General features: G+C 70.1%; 13 protein-coding genes, 1 tRNA gene and 1 rRNA gene. 2 read left to right on the plus strand and 13 right to left on the minus strand.

Annotated elements, in window-relative coordinates; genetic code table 11:
- Positions 1–47 precede the first annotated feature (47 nt).
- On the plus strand, positions 48–854 hold the full coding sequence (locus ACMTAK_RS15820; RefSeq protein WP_413806833.1) for an Fpg/Nei family DNA glycosylase: 807 nt from the start codon (positions 48–50) through the stop codon (positions 852–854).
- Here ACMTAK_RS15820 and ACMTAK_RS15825 read toward each other — a convergent pair.
- From ACMTAK_RS15825 to ACMTAK_RS15870, 10 genes are all read right to left on the minus strand, one after another.
- Positions 788–1,090, minus strand: coding sequence for a hypothetical protein (locus ACMTAK_RS15825; RefSeq protein ID WP_413806834.1), 303 nt, complete (start codon positions 1,088–1,090; stop codon positions 788–790). The genes ACMTAK_RS15820 and ACMTAK_RS15825 overlap by 67 nt on opposite strands.
- 322 nt (positions 1,091–1,412) lie before the next feature.
- Positions 1,413–1,895: a Dps family protein gene (locus ACMTAK_RS15830; protein ID WP_413806835.1), complete on the minus strand. Its 483-nt coding sequence runs from the start codon at positions 1,893–1,895 to the stop codon at positions 1,413–1,415.
- Positions 1,896–2,039: 144 nt separating this feature from the next.
- Positions 2,040–2,426 carry a helix-turn-helix domain-containing protein gene (locus ACMTAK_RS15835; protein WP_020868033.1) on the minus strand — a complete coding sequence of 129 codons (387 nt, stop codon included), beginning with the start codon at positions 2,424–2,426 and terminating at the stop codon, positions 2,040–2,042.
- 109 nt (positions 2,427–2,535) lie between these two features.
- Positions 2,536–3,054: a CinA family protein gene (locus tag ACMTAK_RS15840; protein WP_044569418.1), complete on the minus strand. Its 519-nt coding sequence runs from the start codon at positions 3,052–3,054 to the stop codon at positions 2,536–2,538.
- Positions 3,051–3,686, minus strand: coding sequence for a CDP-diacylglycerol--glycerol-3-phosphate 3-phosphatidyltransferase (gene pgsA / locus ACMTAK_RS15845; RefSeq protein ID WP_413806836.1), 636 nt, complete (start codon positions 3,684–3,686; stop codon positions 3,051–3,053). The genes ACMTAK_RS15840 and pgsA overlap by 4 nt, the downstream gene beginning before the upstream one ends.
- Complete coding sequence (gene rimO / locus ACMTAK_RS15850) at positions 3,683–5,179, minus strand: 30S ribosomal protein S12 methylthiotransferase RimO (RefSeq protein ID WP_413806837.1); 1,497 nt, start codon at positions 5,177–5,179, stop codon at positions 3,683–3,685. The genes pgsA and rimO overlap by 4 nt, the downstream gene beginning before the upstream one ends.
- A 63-nt stretch (positions 5,180–5,242) precedes the next feature.
- Positions 5,243–6,073, minus strand: a complete 831-nt coding sequence (locus ACMTAK_RS15855) for a helix-turn-helix domain-containing protein (protein WP_413806838.1) — start codon at positions 6,071–6,073, stop codon at positions 5,243–5,245.
- Positions 6,074–6,262: 189 nt separating this feature from the next.
- Positions 6,263–9,097: a DNA translocase FtsK gene (locus tag ACMTAK_RS15860; RefSeq protein ID WP_413806839.1), complete on the minus strand. Its 2,835-nt coding sequence runs from the start codon at positions 9,095–9,097 to the stop codon at positions 6,263–6,265.
- 177 nt (positions 9,098–9,274) lie between these two features.
- Positions 9,275–9,952 carry a response regulator gene (locus ACMTAK_RS15865; protein ID WP_020868040.1) on the minus strand — a complete coding sequence of 226 codons (678 nt, stop codon included), beginning with the start codon at positions 9,950–9,952 and terminating at the stop codon, positions 9,275–9,277.
- Between the two features lie 274 nt (positions 9,953–10,226).
- Positions 10,227–15,785 carry a HAMP domain-containing protein gene (locus tag ACMTAK_RS15870; protein ID WP_413806840.1) on the minus strand — a complete coding sequence of 1,853 codons (5,559 nt, stop codon included), beginning with the start codon at positions 15,783–15,785 and terminating at the stop codon, positions 10,227–10,229.
- 249 nt (positions 15,786–16,034) lie between these two features.
- Between ACMTAK_RS15870 and ACMTAK_RS15875 the strand changes: the two genes are divergently transcribed.
- The gene (locus tag ACMTAK_RS15875) at positions 16,035–18,671 is read left to right on the plus strand and encodes a SpoIIE family protein phosphatase (protein WP_413812906.1); all 2,637 of its coding nucleotides are present in this window, start codon (positions 16,035–16,037) and stop codon (positions 18,669–18,671) included.
- Between the two features lie 82 nt (positions 18,672–18,753).
- Here the strand turns inward: ACMTAK_RS15875 and ACMTAK_RS15880 are convergent.
- The 3 genes from ACMTAK_RS15880 to rrf form a co-directional block, all read right to left on the minus strand.
- Positions 18,754–18,826, minus strand: a tRNA-Thr gene (locus ACMTAK_RS15880).
- 60 nt (positions 18,827–18,886) lie between these two features.
- On the minus strand, positions 18,887–19,585 hold the full coding sequence (locus ACMTAK_RS15885) for a DegT/DnrJ/EryC1/StrS family aminotransferase (RefSeq protein WP_413806841.1): 699 nt from the start codon (positions 19,583–19,585) through the stop codon (positions 18,887–18,889).
- A 105-nt stretch (positions 19,586–19,690) separates the two neighbouring features.
- Positions 19,691–19,807 (minus strand): 5S ribosomal RNA (gene rrf / locus ACMTAK_RS15890).
- Positions 19,808–19,863 lie beyond the last annotated feature (56 nt).

Consider the following 19,863-nt stretch of genomic DNA (forward strand, 5'->3'; position numbering starts at 1 on the left):
TCACCGGGCGCTCCCGCCCGCCCTCGCCCACCGGCATCATGGATGGCATGCCCGAAGGAGACACCGTCTGGCAGGCCGCTCAGCGCCTGCACCAGGCCCTCGCGGGATCCCCGCTCCTCCGCAGCGACCTGCGCGTCCCACGGCTGGCGACCGCCGACCTCACCGGCCGCCAAGTCCTCGAGGTCGTCCCGCGCGGCAAGCATCTGCTGACCCGTGTCGAGGGCGGGCTGACCCTCCACTCCCATCTGCGGATGGACGGCTCCTGGCAGGTGTACGGGCCGGACGAACGCTGGCGCGGCGGCCCGCACCACCAGATCCGGGCCATCCTCGCCAACGCCGCCCACACCGCCGTCGGCTACCGCCTGCCCGTCCTGGAACTGCTCCGCACCGGCGACGAGGACCGTGTCGTCGGCCATCTGGGCCCCGATCTCCTCGGCCCCGACTGGGACCCGGACGAGGCGCTGCGCCGGCTGCTCGCCGATCCCTCCCGGCCCCTGGGCGAAGCGCTGCTCGACCAGCGGAACCTCGCCGGGATCGGTAATGTCTACAAGTCCGAGCTGTGCTTCCTGCTGCGCGTCTCACCCTGGCTGCCGATCGGCGAAGTGTCCTCCCCCGAGCGCCTGGTGGCCCACGCCAAGAAACTCCTGGAGGCCAACAGGAACCGGCGCGCCCGGGTCACCACGGCCGAGTCGCGCCGCGACCGTCGGCTGTGGGTGTACGGGCGCCCGGGGCGGCCCTGTCTGCGCTGCGGTACACCGGTGCGCGCCGCCGACCAGGGGGACGCGGGTCAGGAGCGCTCGACCTTCTGGTGCCCGAGCTGCCAGGCGGTGCCGCAGGGACCCGTCCCGTCCTGACGTGGAGGGCCTCCGCGGCGGCGGGTGCCACCCCTTCTGGGCGAGGGACCGCAGTGCACCGGCAACAGGCTCAGCCCCCAGCCGCCGACCGCTAACGCCCCCTCCACCGGCCCGGCCTCCCCCGGCTGCACCGCCAGCCGCAGCACGGACCACCACCAGACGCCGCCCAGAGCGAGCGCGAGCACCCATCGGACCGGCCTGAGGCCCTGGGTGTGGGCCCCTCCGACGGCTGCCATGGCTGCCTCCTTCGGCGACGCTGAACTCCGCGGGAAGTGGCGGTGCGGTCGTGTGCGGTCGTTCATCCGCGGCTGCGTCGTGGCTGGTCGCGCAGTTCCCCGCGCCCCTTGGGGACGCAACCGAACCGCACCGGACTTCAGTGAGGCCGCTTAGACGCCTGTTCGCACACGGCGGGAGGGCGCACAGGAGGCACGTCGGCGCGTGTCGGACACTCGTGCTCCCTCTCATTTTGCCCAGCCGGGCGATACGGCGCACCCAGAGCGGGCCACCGGGCCGGAGGGAGGCGGCCTCAGCCTCACCCGACCTGGCCCGACGTCCGCCTCAGCCCCGCTTGCCGCCGTTCTCGGCCTGGAACATCCAGTGGTGCTTCTCCAGGTCACGGGTGAGCTCGATGAGAATGTCCTGGGTCACCGGGTCCGGCTCGTCGGTCGCCCTGATGCGCTCCCGCATCCGCCCGATCACCGCTCCGAGGGCGTCCACGAGCGTCCGGACGGCCTGCGCGTCATCGGTCCAGCCGTCCTTGACCGTGTCGACACCACTGGTCGCGGCGACCGTCTGGGCCCGTCCGTCCGGCGGCACCCCGAGCGCGGAGGCCCGCTCCGCCACCGTGTCGGCATACTCCCTGGTCGACGCCACGACGTCGTCGAGCTGCAGATGAACCGTGCGGAATCGCGGGCCCACGACGGTCCAGTGGATCTGCTTGCCCACCAGGTGGAGGTCGACGAGGTCGACGAGGGCGCCTTGCAGCGCGTCGGCGACGATCTTGAGGTGCGCCTCCGGTAGCGGGCTCTTCACCACAGACATCCACTTCCTCCTGTTCGACCGTTTGGCCCCTCTTGGTTGCCTCTCTTCCTCTGGAGTGACCCGAATCCGGCCGGACAAACATCGAGGCCCCGACCGGTATGGCTACCGGTCGGGGCCTCGGAGAGCCGGCTTCTGAGGGCCTTCTCAGGCCGCCACCACGTCCACGGCTTCCTTGGGCGTCTTGATGGTCACCCGCTCCTCCGGGACGCCCGTCACGGACGTCACAGACACGGGGTTGAGCACCGGTCGCATGGGCGCCGGCACCTTCTCGGTGGTGGACGCGGCCGACTCGGCCAGTTCAGCGAGCGACAGCTCGTCGCTGACCTCGCGCATGACCTGCGACATCCGTACCTCCAGGGCGTCGCAGATGGCCGACAGCAGCTCGGATGAGGCTTCCTTCTGGCCGCGCTCGACCTCTGACAGATAGCCGAGCGACACCCGGGCGGAGGAGGAAACCTCGCGCAGAGTACGGCCCTGGCGCTGGCGCTGCCGGCGCAGCACGTCACCCAGCAGGCGACGGAGCAGAATCATCGCTGGCTCCCTCCTCGGACCTCGGATCCGGATCCTTCACGCCCCACCGTACCGCCTCGGGCTGCGCCCGTGCGGGGAGCGATGTCGTGTTCACTCAGGGCTGCAAACATCAAATCTCGTCGTGTTGTTCCGTATCCTTTGCCCCCGCTGTCGCGATCAATTCGCTGAACAGCAGCTTGACGGCGGCATGAACGGTCTGGCCGCGGATTCCGGCACGGTCTCCTTCGAGCCGCAGCGCCGCCGCGGCCACCGCGTCCGAGGGCCCCGCGACGGCCACATGAACGGTGCCCACGGGCTGGCCGTCCTGTGGTGTGGGACCCGCCACACCGGTGGTGGCCACACCCCAGTCCGCGCCCAGCGCACGCCGTACGCCCCGGGCCATCTGCCGGGCCACCTCGGCGTCGACCGCGCCGCGCTCGGCCAGCAGGGCCCCGTCCACGCCCAGCACCTCGTGCTTGAGGTCGGTGGCGTACGCCGTCACCGAGCCCCGGAAGGAGCGGGAGGCGCCGTCCACCGAGGTCAGCTCGGCGGCCACCAGACCGCCGGTGAGCGATTCGGCGGCGGCCAGGGTCTGCCCGCGCCGCTCCAGCAGCGCCAGCACATCGGCTGCCGTCCCGCCGTCGCTCACTGTGCGGCCTCCTCCGTCGTCCGTCCCGCCCGGCGCAGCACGATCGCCTGCCGGACGTAGTCGAGGCCGGTGACCACGGTCAGGACGACGGCCACGGCCATCACCCAGAACCGCAGCGAGGCCAGCGGTCCGGTCAGCGCCAGGATGTACATCCCGACGGCGGTGCCCTGCGCGAGCGTCTTCATCTTTCCGCCCCGGCTGGCCGGGATGACCCCCAACCGGATCACCCAGAACCGCATCAGTGTGATTCCGATCTCACGGAAGAGGATCACTCCCGTCACCCACCAGGGGAGGTCGGACAGGGCCGACAGACAGATCAGCGCCGCGCCCATGATCGCCTTGTCCGCGATCGGATCGGCGATCTTCCCGAAGTCGGTGACCAGGTTATACCGGCGGGCCAGATGACCGTCGAAGAGATCGGTGATCATGGCGATGGCGAACGCCGCCCACGCGAAGGAACGCCACGCCGGGTCGTACCCGCCATTGTGCAGCATCAACAACACAAACCCGGGCACCAGCAGCAGCCGCACCATGGTGAGGATGTTGGCGATGTTCCACAAACGGGCGGGCCTGACCGTGGCGGCGGCCGGTCGGCGGTGACCTCCCGCGGCGGAGGCCGGGACACCCGTCATCTGTCCGCCTCTCCGGTGGACGCGCCGCCGCCCTGCCGCTCCAGCGGCTCAAGCGGCTCCGCGACGAGGTCCACTCCCTCCGTCGCGATCACCTTCGCTTCGACCATACGGCCCGCCTCCGGCTCTCCGTCGGTGCGCAGCAGCGTCTGGCCATCGGTCTCCGGCGCCTGGTGGGCGCCACGGCCCAGGACCGCCCCGGTGTCGTCGATCTCCTCCACCAGAACCTCCACGACCTCGCCGAGCCGCTCCTCCGCCCGCTGGGCGGTCAGCTCCTCCGCGAGCCGCGAGACGCGCTCCAGGCGCTCCGCGACCACCTCCGGGTCGACCTTGTTCTCATAACCGGCGGCCTCGGTGCCGTCCTCGTCCGAGTACCCGAAGACGCCGATCGCGTCCAGCCGCGCCGCATTGAGGAAACGCTCGAGCTCGGCCAGGTCCTCCTCGGTCTCGCCGGGGAAGCCGACGATGAAGTTGGACCGGGCGCCGGCCTGCGGCGCCTTGCCTCTGATCGTCTCCAGCAGCTCCAGGAACCGGTCGGTGTCGCCGAAGCGGCGCATGGCGCGCAGCACCCCCGGCGCCGAGTGCTGGAAGGACAGATCGAAGTACGGCGCGACCTTCTCGGTCGAGGTGAGCACGTCGATCAGCCCGGGACGCATCTCGGCGGGCTGCAGATAGCTGACCCGGATCCGCTCGATGCCGTCCACCGCGGCCAGCTCCGGCAGCAGCGTCTCCAGCAGCCGGATGTCCCCGAGATCCTTGCCGTACGAGGTGTTGTTCTCCGAGACCAGCATGATCTCCTTCACCCCCTGCTCGGCCAGCCAGCGGGTCTCGCCCAGCACATCGGAGGGGCGGCGGGAGATGAAGGAGCCGCGGAAGGACGGGATGGCGCAGAACGAGCACCGTCGGTCGCAGCCGGAGGCCAGCTTCACCGAGGCGACCGGGCTGCTGTCCAGTCTGCGCCGCAGCGGGGCCCGCGGCCCGGAGGCCGGGGCCACCCCCTCGGGCAGATCCTCGGGCGCGGTGCCCTGGGCGTGGCCGGGGAGCGCCACCGAGGTGGCGTCCTGCCGCTCGGCGGGGCTGATCGGCAGCAGCTTGCGGCGGTCGCGCGGGGTGTGGGAGGCGTGGATGCCGCCGGAGAGGATGGTCTGGAGGCGGTCGGAGATATCGCCGTAGTCGTCGAAGCCGAGCACCCCGTCGGCCTCGGGCAGCGCCTCGGCGAGCTCCTTGCCGTACCGCTCGGCCATGCAGCCGACGGCCACCACGGCCTGGGTGCGGCCGTGGTCCTTCAGATCGTTCGCCTCCAGCAGGGCGTCGACCGAGTCCTTCTTGGCGGCTTCGACGAAGCCACAGGTGTTGACGACGGCGACGTCCGCGTCGGCGGCTTCCTCGACGAGCTCCCAGCCGTCCGCCGCCAAGCGGCCTGCGAGCTCCTCCGAGTCCACCTCGTTACGGGCGCAGCCAAGAGTGACAAGGGCGACGGTGCGGCGTTCGGGCATGGGCTCAGACTACTTTGTCCCCACGACAGCCCCCGCTGCCAGGGCTGCCGATCTTCGCGCGGGTCAGCCCGCCTCGGGGTCTCCCTTGGTGTAGCTCAGCCGCTGGACGGCCCCGCTGGTGCCCACGTTCTTCACTTCCTTGCCGTTCACGAACAGCTTGATCGCCCCGGCGTTGCCCAGCACCAGGTCGATGCGCCTGCTGTCGCTGAAGGTCTTGGAGTCGCCCTCGCGCAGCACGCCCTCCTGGATCAGCCGGCCGTTGTGGTCCTGGGCGGAGATCCAGCTCTGGCCGCCCTCGGCGGTCAGCTTGACGGTGACCTTGTCCGCCGGGACGCCCGCGATGGCGCTGTCGGACGGGTCGGGCTTGTGCGGGGTGGCGGGCTTGGAGGGGGCGGCGGTGTTGGTGGGCGCGGAGGCGCTGGGCTTGGGCGAGGCGGTGTCCTCGGCGACGCTCGAGCCGTCGCCGTCGCCGCCCCGGAACAGGGTGAAGCCCACGAATCCGACGACGGCGACGATCGCCGCGACCATCGCGGCCGTCCAGTTGGGGCGCCGGGGCTCGGGGCGGATCCGCTCGGCCTCGAACAGCGGCGCCGGCGCGGTCGGCGCGGGCCGGCCGCCGTGCTCGGCGTCGAACTGCGCGATCAGGGACTCCGGATCGAGGCCCACGGCGCGGGCGAGCACCCGGATGTGCCCCCGGGCGTAGACATCGCCGCCGCAGCGCGAGAAATCGTCCTGCTCGATGCCCCGCACGATGGGGGTGCGCACCCTGGTCGAGGAACTGACCTCGTCGACGGTCAGCCCCGCGGAGATACGGGCCTGCTGGAGGGCGCGACCGATGGAAGGCCGGTCGTCTTCGGGGGAGTTGCCGTCTTCGGGAAGGTTGCCGATGGACACGGGGGCGCCTTTCGAGCGTGAGCCACCTGCTGGGGGTTCAGTCTAGGGGTGGGGCGAAAGGGTCGGGCAAGCGGGAGGACGGAGTTTGTCCGCCATCGGGATTGCCGTTCGATCACGATTCTGGGATCTCACTCCGCCACCTCCCTCAACTTGACGTTTCGGTAGGGGAAACGGTTGCCCGCCAAACCCTTATGAGTGAGCCTTACCGCGGATCACGTCGAGCACGCCATCCAATTCATCCGGCTTGACGAGCACATCGCGCGCCTTCGATCCCTCGCTCGGGCCGACGATGTTCCGGGACTCCATGAGATCCATCAGCCGCCCCGCCTTGGCGAAACCCACCCGCAGCTTGCGCTGAAGCATCGACGTGGAGCCGAACTGAGTGGAAACCACCAGCTCAGCGGCCTGGCAGAGCAGATCGAGGTCATCGCCGATCTCCTCGTCGATCTCCTTCTTCTTCGACGTCCCGACCGTCACGTCGTCGCGGAAGACCGGTGCCATCTGCTCCTTGCAGTGCGCGACGACGGCCTCGACCTCGGACTCGGTGACATAGGCGCCCTGCATCCGGGTGGGCTTGTTCGCGCCCATCGGCAGGAAGAGGCCGTCGCCCTTGCCGATCAGCTTCTCGGCGCCGGCCTGGTCCAGGATGACGCGGCTGTCGGCCAGCGAGGAGGTGGCGAAGGCGAGCCGTGAGGGCACATTGGCCTTGATCAGACCGGTGACCACGTCCACGGAGGGGCGCTGGGTGGCCAGCACCAAGTGGATCCCGGCCGCGCGCGCCAGCTGTGTGATCCGCACGATCGAGTCCTCGACGTCCCGCGGTGCGACCATCATCAAATCGGCCAGCTCGTCGACGATCACCAGCAGATACGGATAGGGCTTGAGCTCCCGCTCGCTCCCCTCGGGCTCCTTCACCTTCCCCTTGCGGACCGCCGCGTTGAAGTCGTCGATATGGCGGAAGCCGTAGGCCGCGAGGTCGTCATAGCGAAGGTCCATCTCCCGTACGACCCATTGAAGCGCCTCGGCGGCGCGCTTGGGGTTGGTGATGATCGGTGTGATCAGATGCGGGATGCCCTCGTAGGCGGTCAGTTCCACCCGCTTGGGGTCGACCAGCACCATCCGCACATCGTCCGGCGTGGCCCGGACCATGATCGACGTGATCAGGCAGTTGATACAGGACGACTTGCCGGAACCGGTCGCGCCCGCCACCAGCACATGCGGCATGGTGGCCAGGTTGGCCGCCACATAGCCGCCCTCGACGTCCTTGCCCAGCCCGACGAGCATCGGATGGTCGTCGCCGACGGAATTCGCCGAGCGCAGCACATCGCCCAGGTTGACCATCTCGCGGTCACTGTTGGGGATTTCGATGCCGACGGCCGACTTGCCGGGGATCGGGCTGATGATACGGACATCGGGGCTGGCGACCGCGTAGGCGATGTTCTTGGTCAGCGCGGTGATCCGCTCGACCTTGACGGCCGGGCCCAGTTCCACCTCGTAACGGGTGACCGTCGGGCCGCGGGTGAAGCCGGTGACGGCGGCGTCCACCTTGAACTCCGTGAACACCTTCGTCAGCGAGTCCACGACCGCGTCGTTGGCCGCGCTGCGGGTCTTGCCGGGGCCGCCACGCTCCAGCAGGTCGAGCGAGGGCAGCGAGTAGGTGATGTCACCGGAGAGCTGAAGCTGCTCGGCGCGCGGCGGCAGCGGCGCGCCGGACTCGACCGCGGCCCGGGTGAGATCGGGGACCTGCTGCGGATCCGCCTCGTCGGCTCCGTCCGTACGGCCCTTCCCGGCCGCCGCCTTGCCCTTGGGGCCGCCCTTCCCGGACTCCTTGTCGGCATCGCGCGCGCCCGGCACCCCGCCGCTCGCGGCTCCGTCCTCGCGCTCGCCCGAAAGCCCGTTGCTGAGCCCGGCGACGAGCGGCGAGGGCTGCACACCGTGCAGCACGGCCCCGTCCAGCGAGGCGGCGGCAGCGGCCGCCACGTCCACCGCGTCCAAGGGCCGGTCGAGCGGCGGTTGAGCGGACGACGAGCGGCGCGAGCGCCGGCGCTTGCGCAGCGCCTCCTCCTCGGCCCGCTCCGGGCCTCCGGCACCGTCCGGGTCCTCTTTGGCGAGCGAGGTCCTGCGAGGCCGTCTGCCGGGCGTCTCGCGCCATTCGTCGGCGTACTCCGCCGGGTCGTACCCGGCCTCCGACGCGTACGCGTCCTCGCGGTCCCGCACCAGGCCCAGCCGTACGCCCAGCTGCCGCAGCCGCTGCGGAATCGCGGCGACCGGCGTCGCGGTGACCACCAGCAGCCCGAAGACGGTGAGCAGCACCAGCAGCGGTACGGCCAGCACGTCGCCCATCAGGTAGATCAGCGGCCGGGAGACGGCCCAGCCGATCAGACCGCCCGCGTCCTGCATCGCCGCGGTGCCCTCGCCGCGCCCCGGGGCGCCACAGGCGATGTGCACCTGCCCCAGGACGCCGATGACGAGCGCCGAGAGCCCGATGACGATCCGCCCGTTGGCCTCCGGCCGCTCCGGGTGGAGGATCAGCCGGACCGCGATGGTGCCCAGCAGTATCGGCACCACCAGGTCGAGCCGGCCGAACGCGCCGGTGATCAGCATCTCGACCAGCCTGCCGACCGGCCCGTCCAGATTGGACCAGGTGCCCGCCGCGACGATCAGGGCGAGCGCGAACAGCAGCAGGGCGCTGCCATCCTTGCGGTGGGCCGGGTCGAGCCCCTTGGCGCCGCGTCCTATGCCGCGGAACATCGCCGCGAGGCCGCGCGCCATGCCCATCCACACGGCGCGCACGATGCGGAACACGCCGCTGGTCGGATTCGGGGCGGGTGAGGGCGCCGCCTTGGCCGCCGCCTTCTTCGACGCCGCCTTCTTCGCGGGCGCGGCGGACTTCTTGGCGGGTGCCTTCTTCGCGGGCGCCTTCTTGGCGGCCGCCTTCTTCGCCGCGCCTCCGGACTGCCCGGCGCGCTTCTTCGAGGTGCCCGCCGTGCTCTGGGAACCCTTGCCGGACGTACGAGAGGCCATGGAGGCGAGGTTACCCGCGTCCGCCGTACGGAGCACGCATGGCGGGGGTATCAGGCACCACTGACGTCACACCGGTGCCGCCGCGCCGACGAGGCGGTGAGACGGCCGTGACGGCGCGTCAAAGTGCGGGTGACCGGTCGGCGATGACCGGCCGACGGTGCCGGTGGGGAGGGCGGATCAGTTCTGCGAGGGGACCTGGCCGGCTCCGCTGCCCGCACCCGGCTCGAGCGCGTCCAGCGCCCGCCGCAGACCGGTCAGCTTGCGCTCCAGATGGGCCGCGGTGGCCACGGCCGCGGCGTCGGCCGACTCGTCCAGCTGCTTGGACAGCGCCTCGGCCTGCTCCTCGACGGCGGCGAGCCGCGCGGACAGCTCGGCGAGCAGCCCCGCCGACTCCTTGGCCTCCCCGGCGGCGGGCTGGCCACCCTCCAACTGCAGCCGCAGCAGCGACGCCTGCTCCCGCAGCTGACAGTTCTTCATGTACAGATCCACGAAGACCGAGACCTTGGCTCTGAGCACCCACGGGTCGAAGGGTTTGGAGATGTAGTCCACCGCGCCGGCCGCATAACCCCGGAAGGTGTGGTGCGGGCCGTGGTTGATCGCCGTGAGGAAAATGATCGGGATGTCCCGGGTCCGCTCCCGGCGCTTGATGTGCGCCGCGGTCTCGAATCCGTCCATGCCCGGCATCTGGACGTCCAGCAGAATCACCGCGAAGTCGTCCGTCAGCAGCGCCTTGAGCGCTTCCTCCCCTGACGATGCCCGCACCAGGGTCTGATCGAGCGCGGAGAGAATGGCCTCCAGCGCCAGCAGATTCTCCGGCCGGTCATCGACCAGGAGGATCTTGGCCTTCTGCACCATGCCCCGTCCTCCTCGTCCCGGCTTGGGGTCTCCCCAGCTCACAGAGCTGGGGGAAGCACCGGGCGCCGCCCCAGGGGACGGCTCCCTTGCGCCGCCCGTCCTTGTGCCGGTCATGGTAGCCGCACCCCGCTGTTCGCCACACCCTGTCACCGCGATGTCACTGTGCACGTAGCAGAAACGCGGTGGGAGACCAGAAGGTTCCCCGAATACCGCGTTCCCACACGTGTTCGGCGACACTCAGTCAACACCACGGTTGTCCCGCGCGTACCTCGGGTCACTCCACCGACATCCACTGCTCCATCACTGCAAGAAGATGATCGGTGTCGACCGGCTTGGTGACGTAGTCCGACGCACCCGCTTCGATGCTCTTCTCCCGGTCGCCCTTCATCGCCTTCGCGGTGAGGGCGACGATCGGCAGCCCGGCGAACTGCGGCATCCTGCGGATCGCGGCCGTCGTCGCGTATCCGTCCATCTCCGGCATCATGATGTCCATCAGGACCAGTACGACGTCGTCGTGCTGCTCCAGGACCTCGATGCCCTCCCGGCCGTTCTCCGCGTACAGCACCTGCAGCCCGTGCTGCTCCAGCACGCTGGTCAGCGCGAAGACATTACGGATGTCGTCGTCGACGATCAACACCTTCTCGCCGTGGAAGCCGCCCACCGGCTCCGGGGCCACCAGATCCTGGCCGCCCAGCAGCCACGGCTCGGGGGCCTGCGCCTGCCGTGCCGGCCGGCGGCCGGCCGACCGGGCGCCCGACTCCGTCTCCGGCTGCGGCGGGGCCTGCTCCGCGTCGGTCCGCGACGCCTCCTGCTCGGCCCGCTGACGCCGCCGGAACAGCCCGGAGCCGCCACGGCCGCGCGCCGCCGGAGAGCCCTCGGAGGCGTCCTGTGCGGCCTCCTCCCGCTCCGCCGCGGCACCGTTCTCCGCGGTCTCCTCCACGGCGCCGGGGAACGCCTCGAGCGCCAGCGGGGCCGAGCTGCTCGGGGCGAGCTGCGGGTAGCCCTGGGGCGGCAGCTCGCTGGGGTGCAGCGGCAGGTAGAGCGTGAACGTCGAGCCGCGACCCGGCTCGCTGGCCGCGTGGATCTCGCCGCCCAGCAGCCGGGCGATCTCCCGGCTGATGGACAGGCCCAGTCCGGTGCCGCCGTACTTACGGCTGGTGGTGCCGTCGGCCTGCTTGAACGCCTCGAAGATCACTCGCATCTTGCTCGCCGCGATGCCGATACCGGTGTCGGTCACCGAGAAGGCGATCATCTCGGCGTCCGCGTCGCGCAGCGCACCGTGCTCCAGCAGCTGCTCCCGGATGGCGTGCGGCACATCCGCGCCCGCCGGCCGGATGACCAGCTCCACGGCGCCGCTGTCGGTGAACTTCACCGCGTTGGACAGCAGATTGCGCAGCACCTGCAGCAGCCGCTGCTCGTCGGTGTGCAGCGTCGCCGGGAGCTCCGGCGACACCCTTACGGAGAAGTCCAGGCCCTTCTCCGCGGTCAGCGGCCGGAAGGTGGCCTCCACATAGTCGACGAGCTGGACCAGGGCGATACGGGTCGGGCTGACGTCCATCTTGCCCGCCTCGACCTTCGACAGGTCCAGGATGTCGTTGATCAGCTGCAGCAGGTCGGAGCCCGCGCCGTGGATGGTCTCGGCGAACTCCACCTGCTTCGGCGAGAGGTTGCCGTCGGCGTTGTCGGCGAGCAACTTGGCCAGGATCAGCAGCGAGTTGAGCGGCGTGCGCAGCTCGTGCGACATGTTCGCCAGGAACTCGCTCTTGTAGCGCATCGAGACGGCGAGCTGCTCGGCACGCTCCTCCAGCACCTGCCGGGCCTCCTCGATCTCGGTGTTCTTGACCTCGATGTCGCGGTTCTGGCGGGCCAGCCGCTCGGACTTCTCCTCCAGCTCCGCGTTGGACGACTGGAGGGCCTTCTGCCGGTTCTCCAGCTCGGCCGACCGCTCCCGAAGCTGCTCGGTCAGCTCCTGCGACTGCTTCAGCAGCACCTCGGTCTTGGTGTTGACGCTGATGGTGTTGACGCTCGTGCCGATCATCTCGGCGATCTGGTTGAGGAAGTCCTTCTGGATCTGGGCGAACGGCTGGAACGACGCCAGCTCGATCACGCCCAGCAGCTGCCCTTCGAAGAGCACCGGCAACACGATCACATGGGCCGGAGCCGCCTCGCCGAGCCCCGAGGCGATCTTGAGATAGCCCGGTGGCACGTTCTCCACCAGGATCGGGCGCTTCTCCTCGGCGACCGTGCCGATCAGCGTCTCACCGGGCTTGAAGCGGTTGGGCATCGAGCCCTGGGTGTAGCCGTAGGAGCCGACCAGCAGCAGTTCGTAGCCGTCGTCGGAGGTGCTGTCCGCGACCACCTCGGTGCCCTCGCCCGGCGGTACGGCCAGGAAGAACGCACCGTGCTGGGCGGAGACCACCGGGGTCAGCTCGCTCATGATCAGCCGGGCGACGTCCTCCAGGTCGCGACGGCCCTGCATCAGTCCGGAGATCCGGGCCAGGTTGCCCTTGAGCCAGTCCTGCTCCTTGTTGGCGAGCGTGGTCTCGCGCAGGTTGGCGATCATGGTGTTGATGTGGTCCTGGAGGACCTGGATCTCCCCGGAGGCGTCCACGTCGATCTTGAGGTTCAGATCGCCGCGGGTCACCGCGGTGGCCACCTCGGCGATGGCGCGCACCTGACGGGTCAGGTTCCCGGCCATCTCGTTCACCGACTCGGTCAGGTCCTTCCAGGTGCCGGCCACGTCCCGCACCCGCGCCTGGCCGCCCAGCTGGCCCTCGGTGCCCACCTCACGGGCCACCCGGGTCACCTGGTCGGCGAACGACGACAGCTGGTCCACCATCGTGTTGATGGTCGTCTTCAGCTCGAGGATCTCGCCGCGCGCCTCGATGTCGATCTTCTTGGTCAGATCACCCTGGGCGATGGCCGTGGTGACCATGGCGATGTTGCGGACCTGGCCGGTCAGGTTGGACGCCATCGAGTTCACGGACTCGGTGAGGTCCTTCCACGTGCCCGAGACGCCGGGCACCCGGGCCTGGCCGCCCAGGATGCCGTCCGTGCCCACCTCGCGGGCCACGCGGGTGACCTCGTCGGCGAACGACGACAGCGTCGTCACCATCGTGTTGACGGTGTCGGCCAGCGCCGCGACCTCGCCGCGCGCCTCGACCGTCACCTTCTTCGTCAGATCGCCGTTGGCGACCGCGGCCGAGACCTGCGAGATGTTCCGCACCTGGATGGTCAGGTTGTTGGCCATCAGGTTGACGTTGTTGCTCAGGTCCTTCCAGATACCGGTCACGCCCGGAACCCGCGCCTGACCGCCCAACTGCCCCTCGGTGCCCACCTCACGGGCCACCCGGGTCACCTGCTCGGCGAACGACGACAGCTGGTCCACCATCGTGTTCACCGTGGTGACCAGCTCGAGGATCTCGCCCTTGGCATCGACGGTGATCTTCTTCGACAGATCGCCCTTGGCGACCGCCGTCGTCACCTCCGCGATCGAACGCACCTGGGACGTCAGGTTGTTGGCCATGCTGTTGACGGACTGGGTGAGGTCCTTCCACGTCCCGGAGACGCCCTGCACCTCGGCCTGGCCGCCCAACTGGCCCTCGGTGCCCACCTCACGGGCGACCCTGGTGACCTCCTCCGCGAAGGACGACAGCTGGTCGACCATCGTGTTCAGAGTGTTCTTCAGCTCCAGGATCTCGCCGCGCGCATCGACGTCGATCTTCTGGGAGAGGTCACCGCGCGCGACCGCCGTGGCCACCTGCGCGATATTGCGCACCTGGGCGGTCAGGTTGCCCGCCATGCCGTTCACCGAGTCGGTCAGATCGCGCCAGACGCCCGCCACACCGGGCACCTGCGCCTGACCGCCCAGCCGGCCGTCCGTACCCACCTCGCGGGCGACCCGGGTCACCTGCTCGGCGAAGTCGGAGAGCTGGTCGACCATCGTGTTGATGGTGTTCTTCAGCTCGAGGATCTCGCCGCGCGCGTCCACCTCGATCTTCTGCGACAGATCGCCGCGCGCGACCGCCGTGGTCACCTGGGCGATACCGCGCACCTGCGCCGTCAGGTTCCCGGCCATGGAGTTCACGGAGTCGGTCAGATCGGCCCAGACGCCGCTGACCCCGTCCACCCGGGCCTGACCGCCCAGCCGGCCCTCGGTGCCCACGTCCCGCGCCATCCTGGTGACCTGATCGGCGAACGAGGACAGCTGGTCCACCATGGTGTTCACGGTGTTCTTCAGCTTGAGCATCTCACCGGAGACGTCGACCGTGACCTTCTGCGACAGATCGCCGTTCGCCACCGCCGTGGTCACCTGGGCGATGTTGCGCACCTGTCCGGTGAGGTTCCGGAAGGCGGTGTTCACCGAATCGGTGAGATCCTTCCACGTCCCCGCCGCACCCGGCACCTGCGCCTGACCGCCCAGCTCGCCCTCGACGCCGATCTCCCGGGCGACCCGTGTCACCTCGGCGCCGAACGACTGCAGCTGGTCCACCATCGTGTTGACGGTGTTCTTCAGCTCCAGCATCTCTCCGGCCACATCGACGGTGACCTTCTGCGACAGATCGCCGTTCGCCACCGCCGTCGTCACCTGGGCGATGTCCCGCACCTGAGCGGTGAGGTTCCGGAAGGCGGTGTTCACCGAATCGGTGAGATCCTTCCACGTCCCCGCCGCACCCGGCACCTGCGCCTGACCGCCCAGCAGCCCCTCGGCACCGACCTCGCTGGCCACCCGCGTGACCTCGTCCGCGAAGGTACGCAGCGTCTCGGTCATGGTGTTGATCGTGTCGGCCAGCTGCGCGACCTCGCCGCGTGCGCTCACCGTCACCTTCTGCGACAGATCACCATTGGCGACCGCCGTGGTGACCTGGGCGATCCCGCGCACCTGCGCGGTCAGGTTCCCGGCCATGAGGTTGACGGAGTCGGTGAGGTCCTTCCAGACGCCCGCGACACCCGGCACCTTCGCCTGCCCGCCGAGCTCACCCTCGGTGCCCACCTCACGGGCGACCCGGGTCACCTCGGAGGCGAAGGAGGAGAGCTGGTCCACCATCGTGTTGACGGTTTCCTTCAGCTCGAGCATCTCCCCGGACACATGAACCGTGACCTTCCGGGACAGATCGCCCTTGGCCACCGCCGTGGTCACGAGAGCGATGTCACGCACCTGAGCGGTGAGCCGGGAGGCCATGGTGTTCACGGACTCCGTGAGATCCTTCCACGAACCCGACATTCCGCGCACCCGGGCCTGGCCGCCCAGCTTGCCCTCGGTGCCGACCTCACTCGCGACCCGCGTCACCTCGTCGGTGAACGCCGAGAGCTGATCCACCAGGCCGTTGACCGTGCGGCCCACCTTCAGGAACTCACCCCGCAGGGGATGCGCCGACCCGTCGGAGCCCTGGGCCCGCAGGTCCATGCGCTGCTCCAGGTCGCCCTCGGCGACCGCCGACAGCACCCGGCCCACCTCGGACACCGGCCGTACGAGATCGTCCACCAGGGCGTTGGACGCGTCAATGGCCGCGGCCCACTGCCCCTCACAGGCGCCGGTCTCGAGCCGCTCGGTGAGCTTGCCCTCGCGGCCGACCACCCGCCGCACCCGGGTCAGCTCGCCCGTGAGCTGCAGATTGCGGTCCGCGACCTCGTTGAAGACCGCGGCGATCTCGGACATCACGCCCTCGCCCGAGACCGTGAGCCGCTTGCGGAAGTTCCCGTCCCGCATGGCCGCCATCGCGGTCAGCAGCCGGTTCAGGGCCGCCGTCTCCACTTCAGTCGTCCCATTGCTCCGGGACCGTCCGCCTTTCGCGCGCGTATTCGTGCCCCGCGCCGCTGCGCCAGACTCCACCGTGTCCCTCCCGCAGGGTTGACCGTCCTCGTCGGGTTCTTCTTCCAGCTTCCCCAGTGTTTCACCATGCCCCAACCAGGCCATAACAGTTCGGCAGCATCCCACACCGCCGAGGCACCTCTGGGTGGAATCAAAGCGGACCGGCATTCGCGAAGGCATCGGTGGTAAGTAACCTGGCAACCGGCCAGGGCATCGGAGGGGCGCTGCGACATGGGTGAGCAGTTCGCCGAGACATTCATGAGGAGACCTGTGATCACCGCGCGGGCAGCCGCCACCTTCGAGCCGGTGGGACGCTCGGTCGCCGCCGCCCGCACCTTTGTCCGGGACACCCTCCAGGGGTGGGGCCTCACCGACATCGTGGACGACGCCGTCGTCCTGACCAGCGAACTTGTCACCAACGCGGTGGTGCACGCCGGTACCACCGCCGATGTGGTCTGCATCCGCGCCGACACCGGGGTGCGCGTCGAGGTCGCCGACCGCTACCCCGAGCGCGAGGTCCCGCTGCAGAGCAACGGCGGCCACCACTTCGGCCACCCCGACCGCGAGGGCGGCCGCGGTCTGCTGCTGTGCGCCGCGCTCGCCGCCCGCTGGGGCGTCGAGTACACCGCGACCCACAAGCAGGTCTGGTTCCAGCTCGACTTCCCCGACCGCCCGGCCGGCACCCGGGCCGCCGGGCCCGCCCTGCCCTCCAGCGCCCTGCCCATCGCCGACTCCCGGGTCCGGGTGGGCGTCGTCCAGGTCGACAGCGGCGGACTGATCAGCGCCTGGAACGAAGACGCTCAGGAGCTGTTCGGTTACCATTCGGAACAGATCATCGGCAAGCCGCTGACCGACCTCGCGGCCTGGCCGCACACCCCCGGCACCGGCACCGGCGTCGCCGAGGCGCTTCTGCTCTCCCGCTGGGAGGGCTCCTACGGCATCCGCGGCGCGGACGGCCGGGTCTCCCCCGTCTACGCGTCCCACCTGCGCATCCGCGATGCCGAGGGCGAGCCGTCCACCGTCTGTCTGATGGTGCGCGACCGCGAGCGCGCCGTGCTCCAGAGCCCGATGCGCGGTGCGAACGTGGACACCGCCGAAACCGCCGAGCGGGGCGGCCCGTCCAGCGACGCCTTCGAGGTCTTCATCGGCTCCCCCGCCCCCGATGACCTCGACGGACTCCTCCAGCGCACCGTCGAACGCGCCCGCGACATGCTCGACGGGGACGCCGCCTATCTGCTGCTCGCCACCGACGACGAGACCGAGCTGGAGGTGCGCGCCTCCACCGGGCTGCCGTCCGCCCGGCAGCGCTTCGCCCGCGTCCCCGTCGAAGCCGGCACCGGGCGCTACGGATCGGCCCGGATGCCCGCCGTCCACGAGGATCTGTCCGCGGTTCCCGGCGCGGTGCCCCTGCTCATCAACACCGGTATGCGCTCGGTCGTCACGGTCCCCCTCAAAGTCGAGGGCCGGCTCACCGGCTCGCTCGGCGTCGCCGCCGAGTCCCCCGCCCGCTACAGCAATGAGGAGGCCCTCCGGCTCCAGTTCGCCGCCGACCGCATCGCGCTCGCCGTGGAACGCGCCCGCCTCACCGAGCTGGAGAAGCTGCGCCGCGGTTCCCTGTCCTTCCTCGTCGAGGCGTCCGACCTCCTCGCGGGCACCCTGGACCGCGATCAGACGCTGGCGCTCATGGCCCAGATGACGGTGCCCACGCTGGCCAGTTGGTGCGCCGTCTATACGGTCGCCGACCAGGCGTCCGAGCCCGAGCTGTCGTACGTTCTGCATGAGGACGAGGACCGCATCGACGGGCTCAAGGCCCTGCTGATGAAGATCGACCCACCGGAGCAGGTCCCCACCGGCGGCGCGCGCAGCTGGTCCGGCCCCTATGACGCCGCTCACGCCGCCGCCCTGCGCACCTCGCTGCGCAGCCTCAGCCTCGGCGACTCCGCCCGCCCCTCCTCCGGCCCCGGCGCCTCGCTCGCGACCGCCTCCGCGGTCGGCGGCGAGACGGTCGTACTGCCCCTGGTGGCCCGCAACCGCGTCATCGGCATGCTCATCCTCGGCAAGCCCACTGACGAGCACTTCCGCCAGGAGAACCTGGAGCTGGCCGAGGACCTCTCCCGCCGGGCCGCGCTCGCGCTGGACAACGCGCGGCTCTACTCGGAGCGCACCGCGATCAGCCAGTCCCTCCAGCGCAGTCTGCTGCCGCCCGAGCAGCCCGAGGTCCCCGGAGTCGAGGTCGAGGTCATCTACCGCGCGGCGGGCGAGGGCAACGAGGTCGGCGGCGACTTCTACGACCTCTTCCCGATCCGCGACGGGGCGTACGGCTTCGCCATCGGCGATGTCTGCGGCACCGGACCGGAGGCCGCCGCGGTCACCGGACTCGCCCGGCACGCCCTGCGGCTGCTCGCCCGCGAGGGCTTCGGCGGCCCGGCGGTCCTGGAGCGGCTCAACGCGGCGATCCTCGACGAGGGCGCCCGCAGCCGCTTCCTGACCCTCCTCTACGGCGAGTTGTGGCCGCAGCACGACGGCAGCGCGGTGCTCAAGGTCGTCTGCGCCGGGCACCCGCTGCCGCTCCGGCTGCGCCAGGACGGCAGTGTGGAGGCGGCCGCCGAGCCCCAGCCGCTGCTCGGCGTCATGGAGGATCTGGAGCTGTACGAGCAGACGGTGACGCTCGACCCGGGCGATGTGCTGCTGTGCGTCACCGACGGCGTGACGGAACGGCGCGAGGGCACCAGGATGCTCGGCGACGACGGCCTTATCGACGTCCTCACGACCTGCACCGGCCTTACGGCGGGCGCGGTGGCCGCCCGGGTACTGCGGGCGGTCGAGCGCTTCGCCGCGGAGCCGCCGTCCGACGACATGGCGATCCTGGCGATGCGCGTCCCGGAGCCGGAGCCCGCCGACGCCTGAGGCGCCCAGGGCATCGCCGGGCCTCCGGCGATGCCCGAACATGACGAAGGCCCCCGCCAATTGGCGGGGGCCTTCGCAGGAGAGCCCCAATACGGAATCGAACCGTAGACCTTCTCCTTACCATGGAGACGCTCTGCCGACTGAGCTATTGGGGCGCGTCGACGAGATCGATCATACCCGAACTCAGTTGCGCCCCCGACCACTCGCCCCGTGGCTCAGGCGGCTGACTGCAGCAGCCCGCCCAGCGCGTTGCAGGCCGAGACCACGCGCTGCAACTCCCGCCGCGACATGGTCGGATCGACGGGCAGCGCCAGGCACTCATCGGCCGCGCGCTCGGTCTCAGCGAGCCACAGATCGCGCCGGAAGCGCGCGGTGCGGTGCGCGGGTGTCTGTACGGGCACATGGCATACGACGCCGCGAGAACGCAGCGTACGGGCGAAGGCGTCCCGGTCCGGCCGGCCATTGCCGGGGACCCGGACGACATATTGCTGGTAGGTGTGTTCCACACCGGGCGCGACAGGCGGCGTGAGGACGCCACGCAGCTTTCCGTCCAGATAGGCCGCGTTGGCCTGCCGCCGCAGTATCTCCCCGGCGGGCTCGCCGGCGGCCCCGTATCCGATCACCAGCACGCCGTGCCGCTGGCCGAGCCCGGTGAGGGCCGCCATGTCGGCGGGATGTCCGAAGGTGTGAATGGCCACGATGGCCGCGGTCCTGGGCGTCAGCGCCTCGGCCACCGCGGCCGGGTCTATGCAGTAGGTATGGGCGTCGATGTCCACGAACACCGGCCTGGCACCGACCAGCAGTACCGCTTCCGCGGCTTCGGGAGTGCCGTAGGACGGCACGATGACCTCGTCGCCCGGTCGCACACGCGCCCGGGTCAACTCATGCAGCAGCTCATCCGTAGGAGTCCCCATGAGCGGCATCGTGCCCAGGCAACATGAACACCGAGTGGCTCGCAACACAACAAGAGAAGAGCCCTGCCGGTGACCGAAGTACCGACAGGGCTCTCTGCAAAATTTGTTCGGCGGCGTCCTACTCTCCCACAGGGTCCCCCCTGCAGTACCATCGGCGCTGAAAGGCTTAGCTTCCGGGTTCGGAATGTAACCGGGCGTTTCCCTAACGCAATGACCACCGAAACACTATGAAACACCAAACCGGACCCATATACATCCATACGCATATGGGGGTCGGA

Source organism: Streptomyces lacaronensis (assembly GCF_047337785.1).
GTDB lineage: Bacteria > Actinomycetota > Actinomycetes > Streptomycetales > Streptomycetaceae > Streptomyces > Streptomyces lycopersici.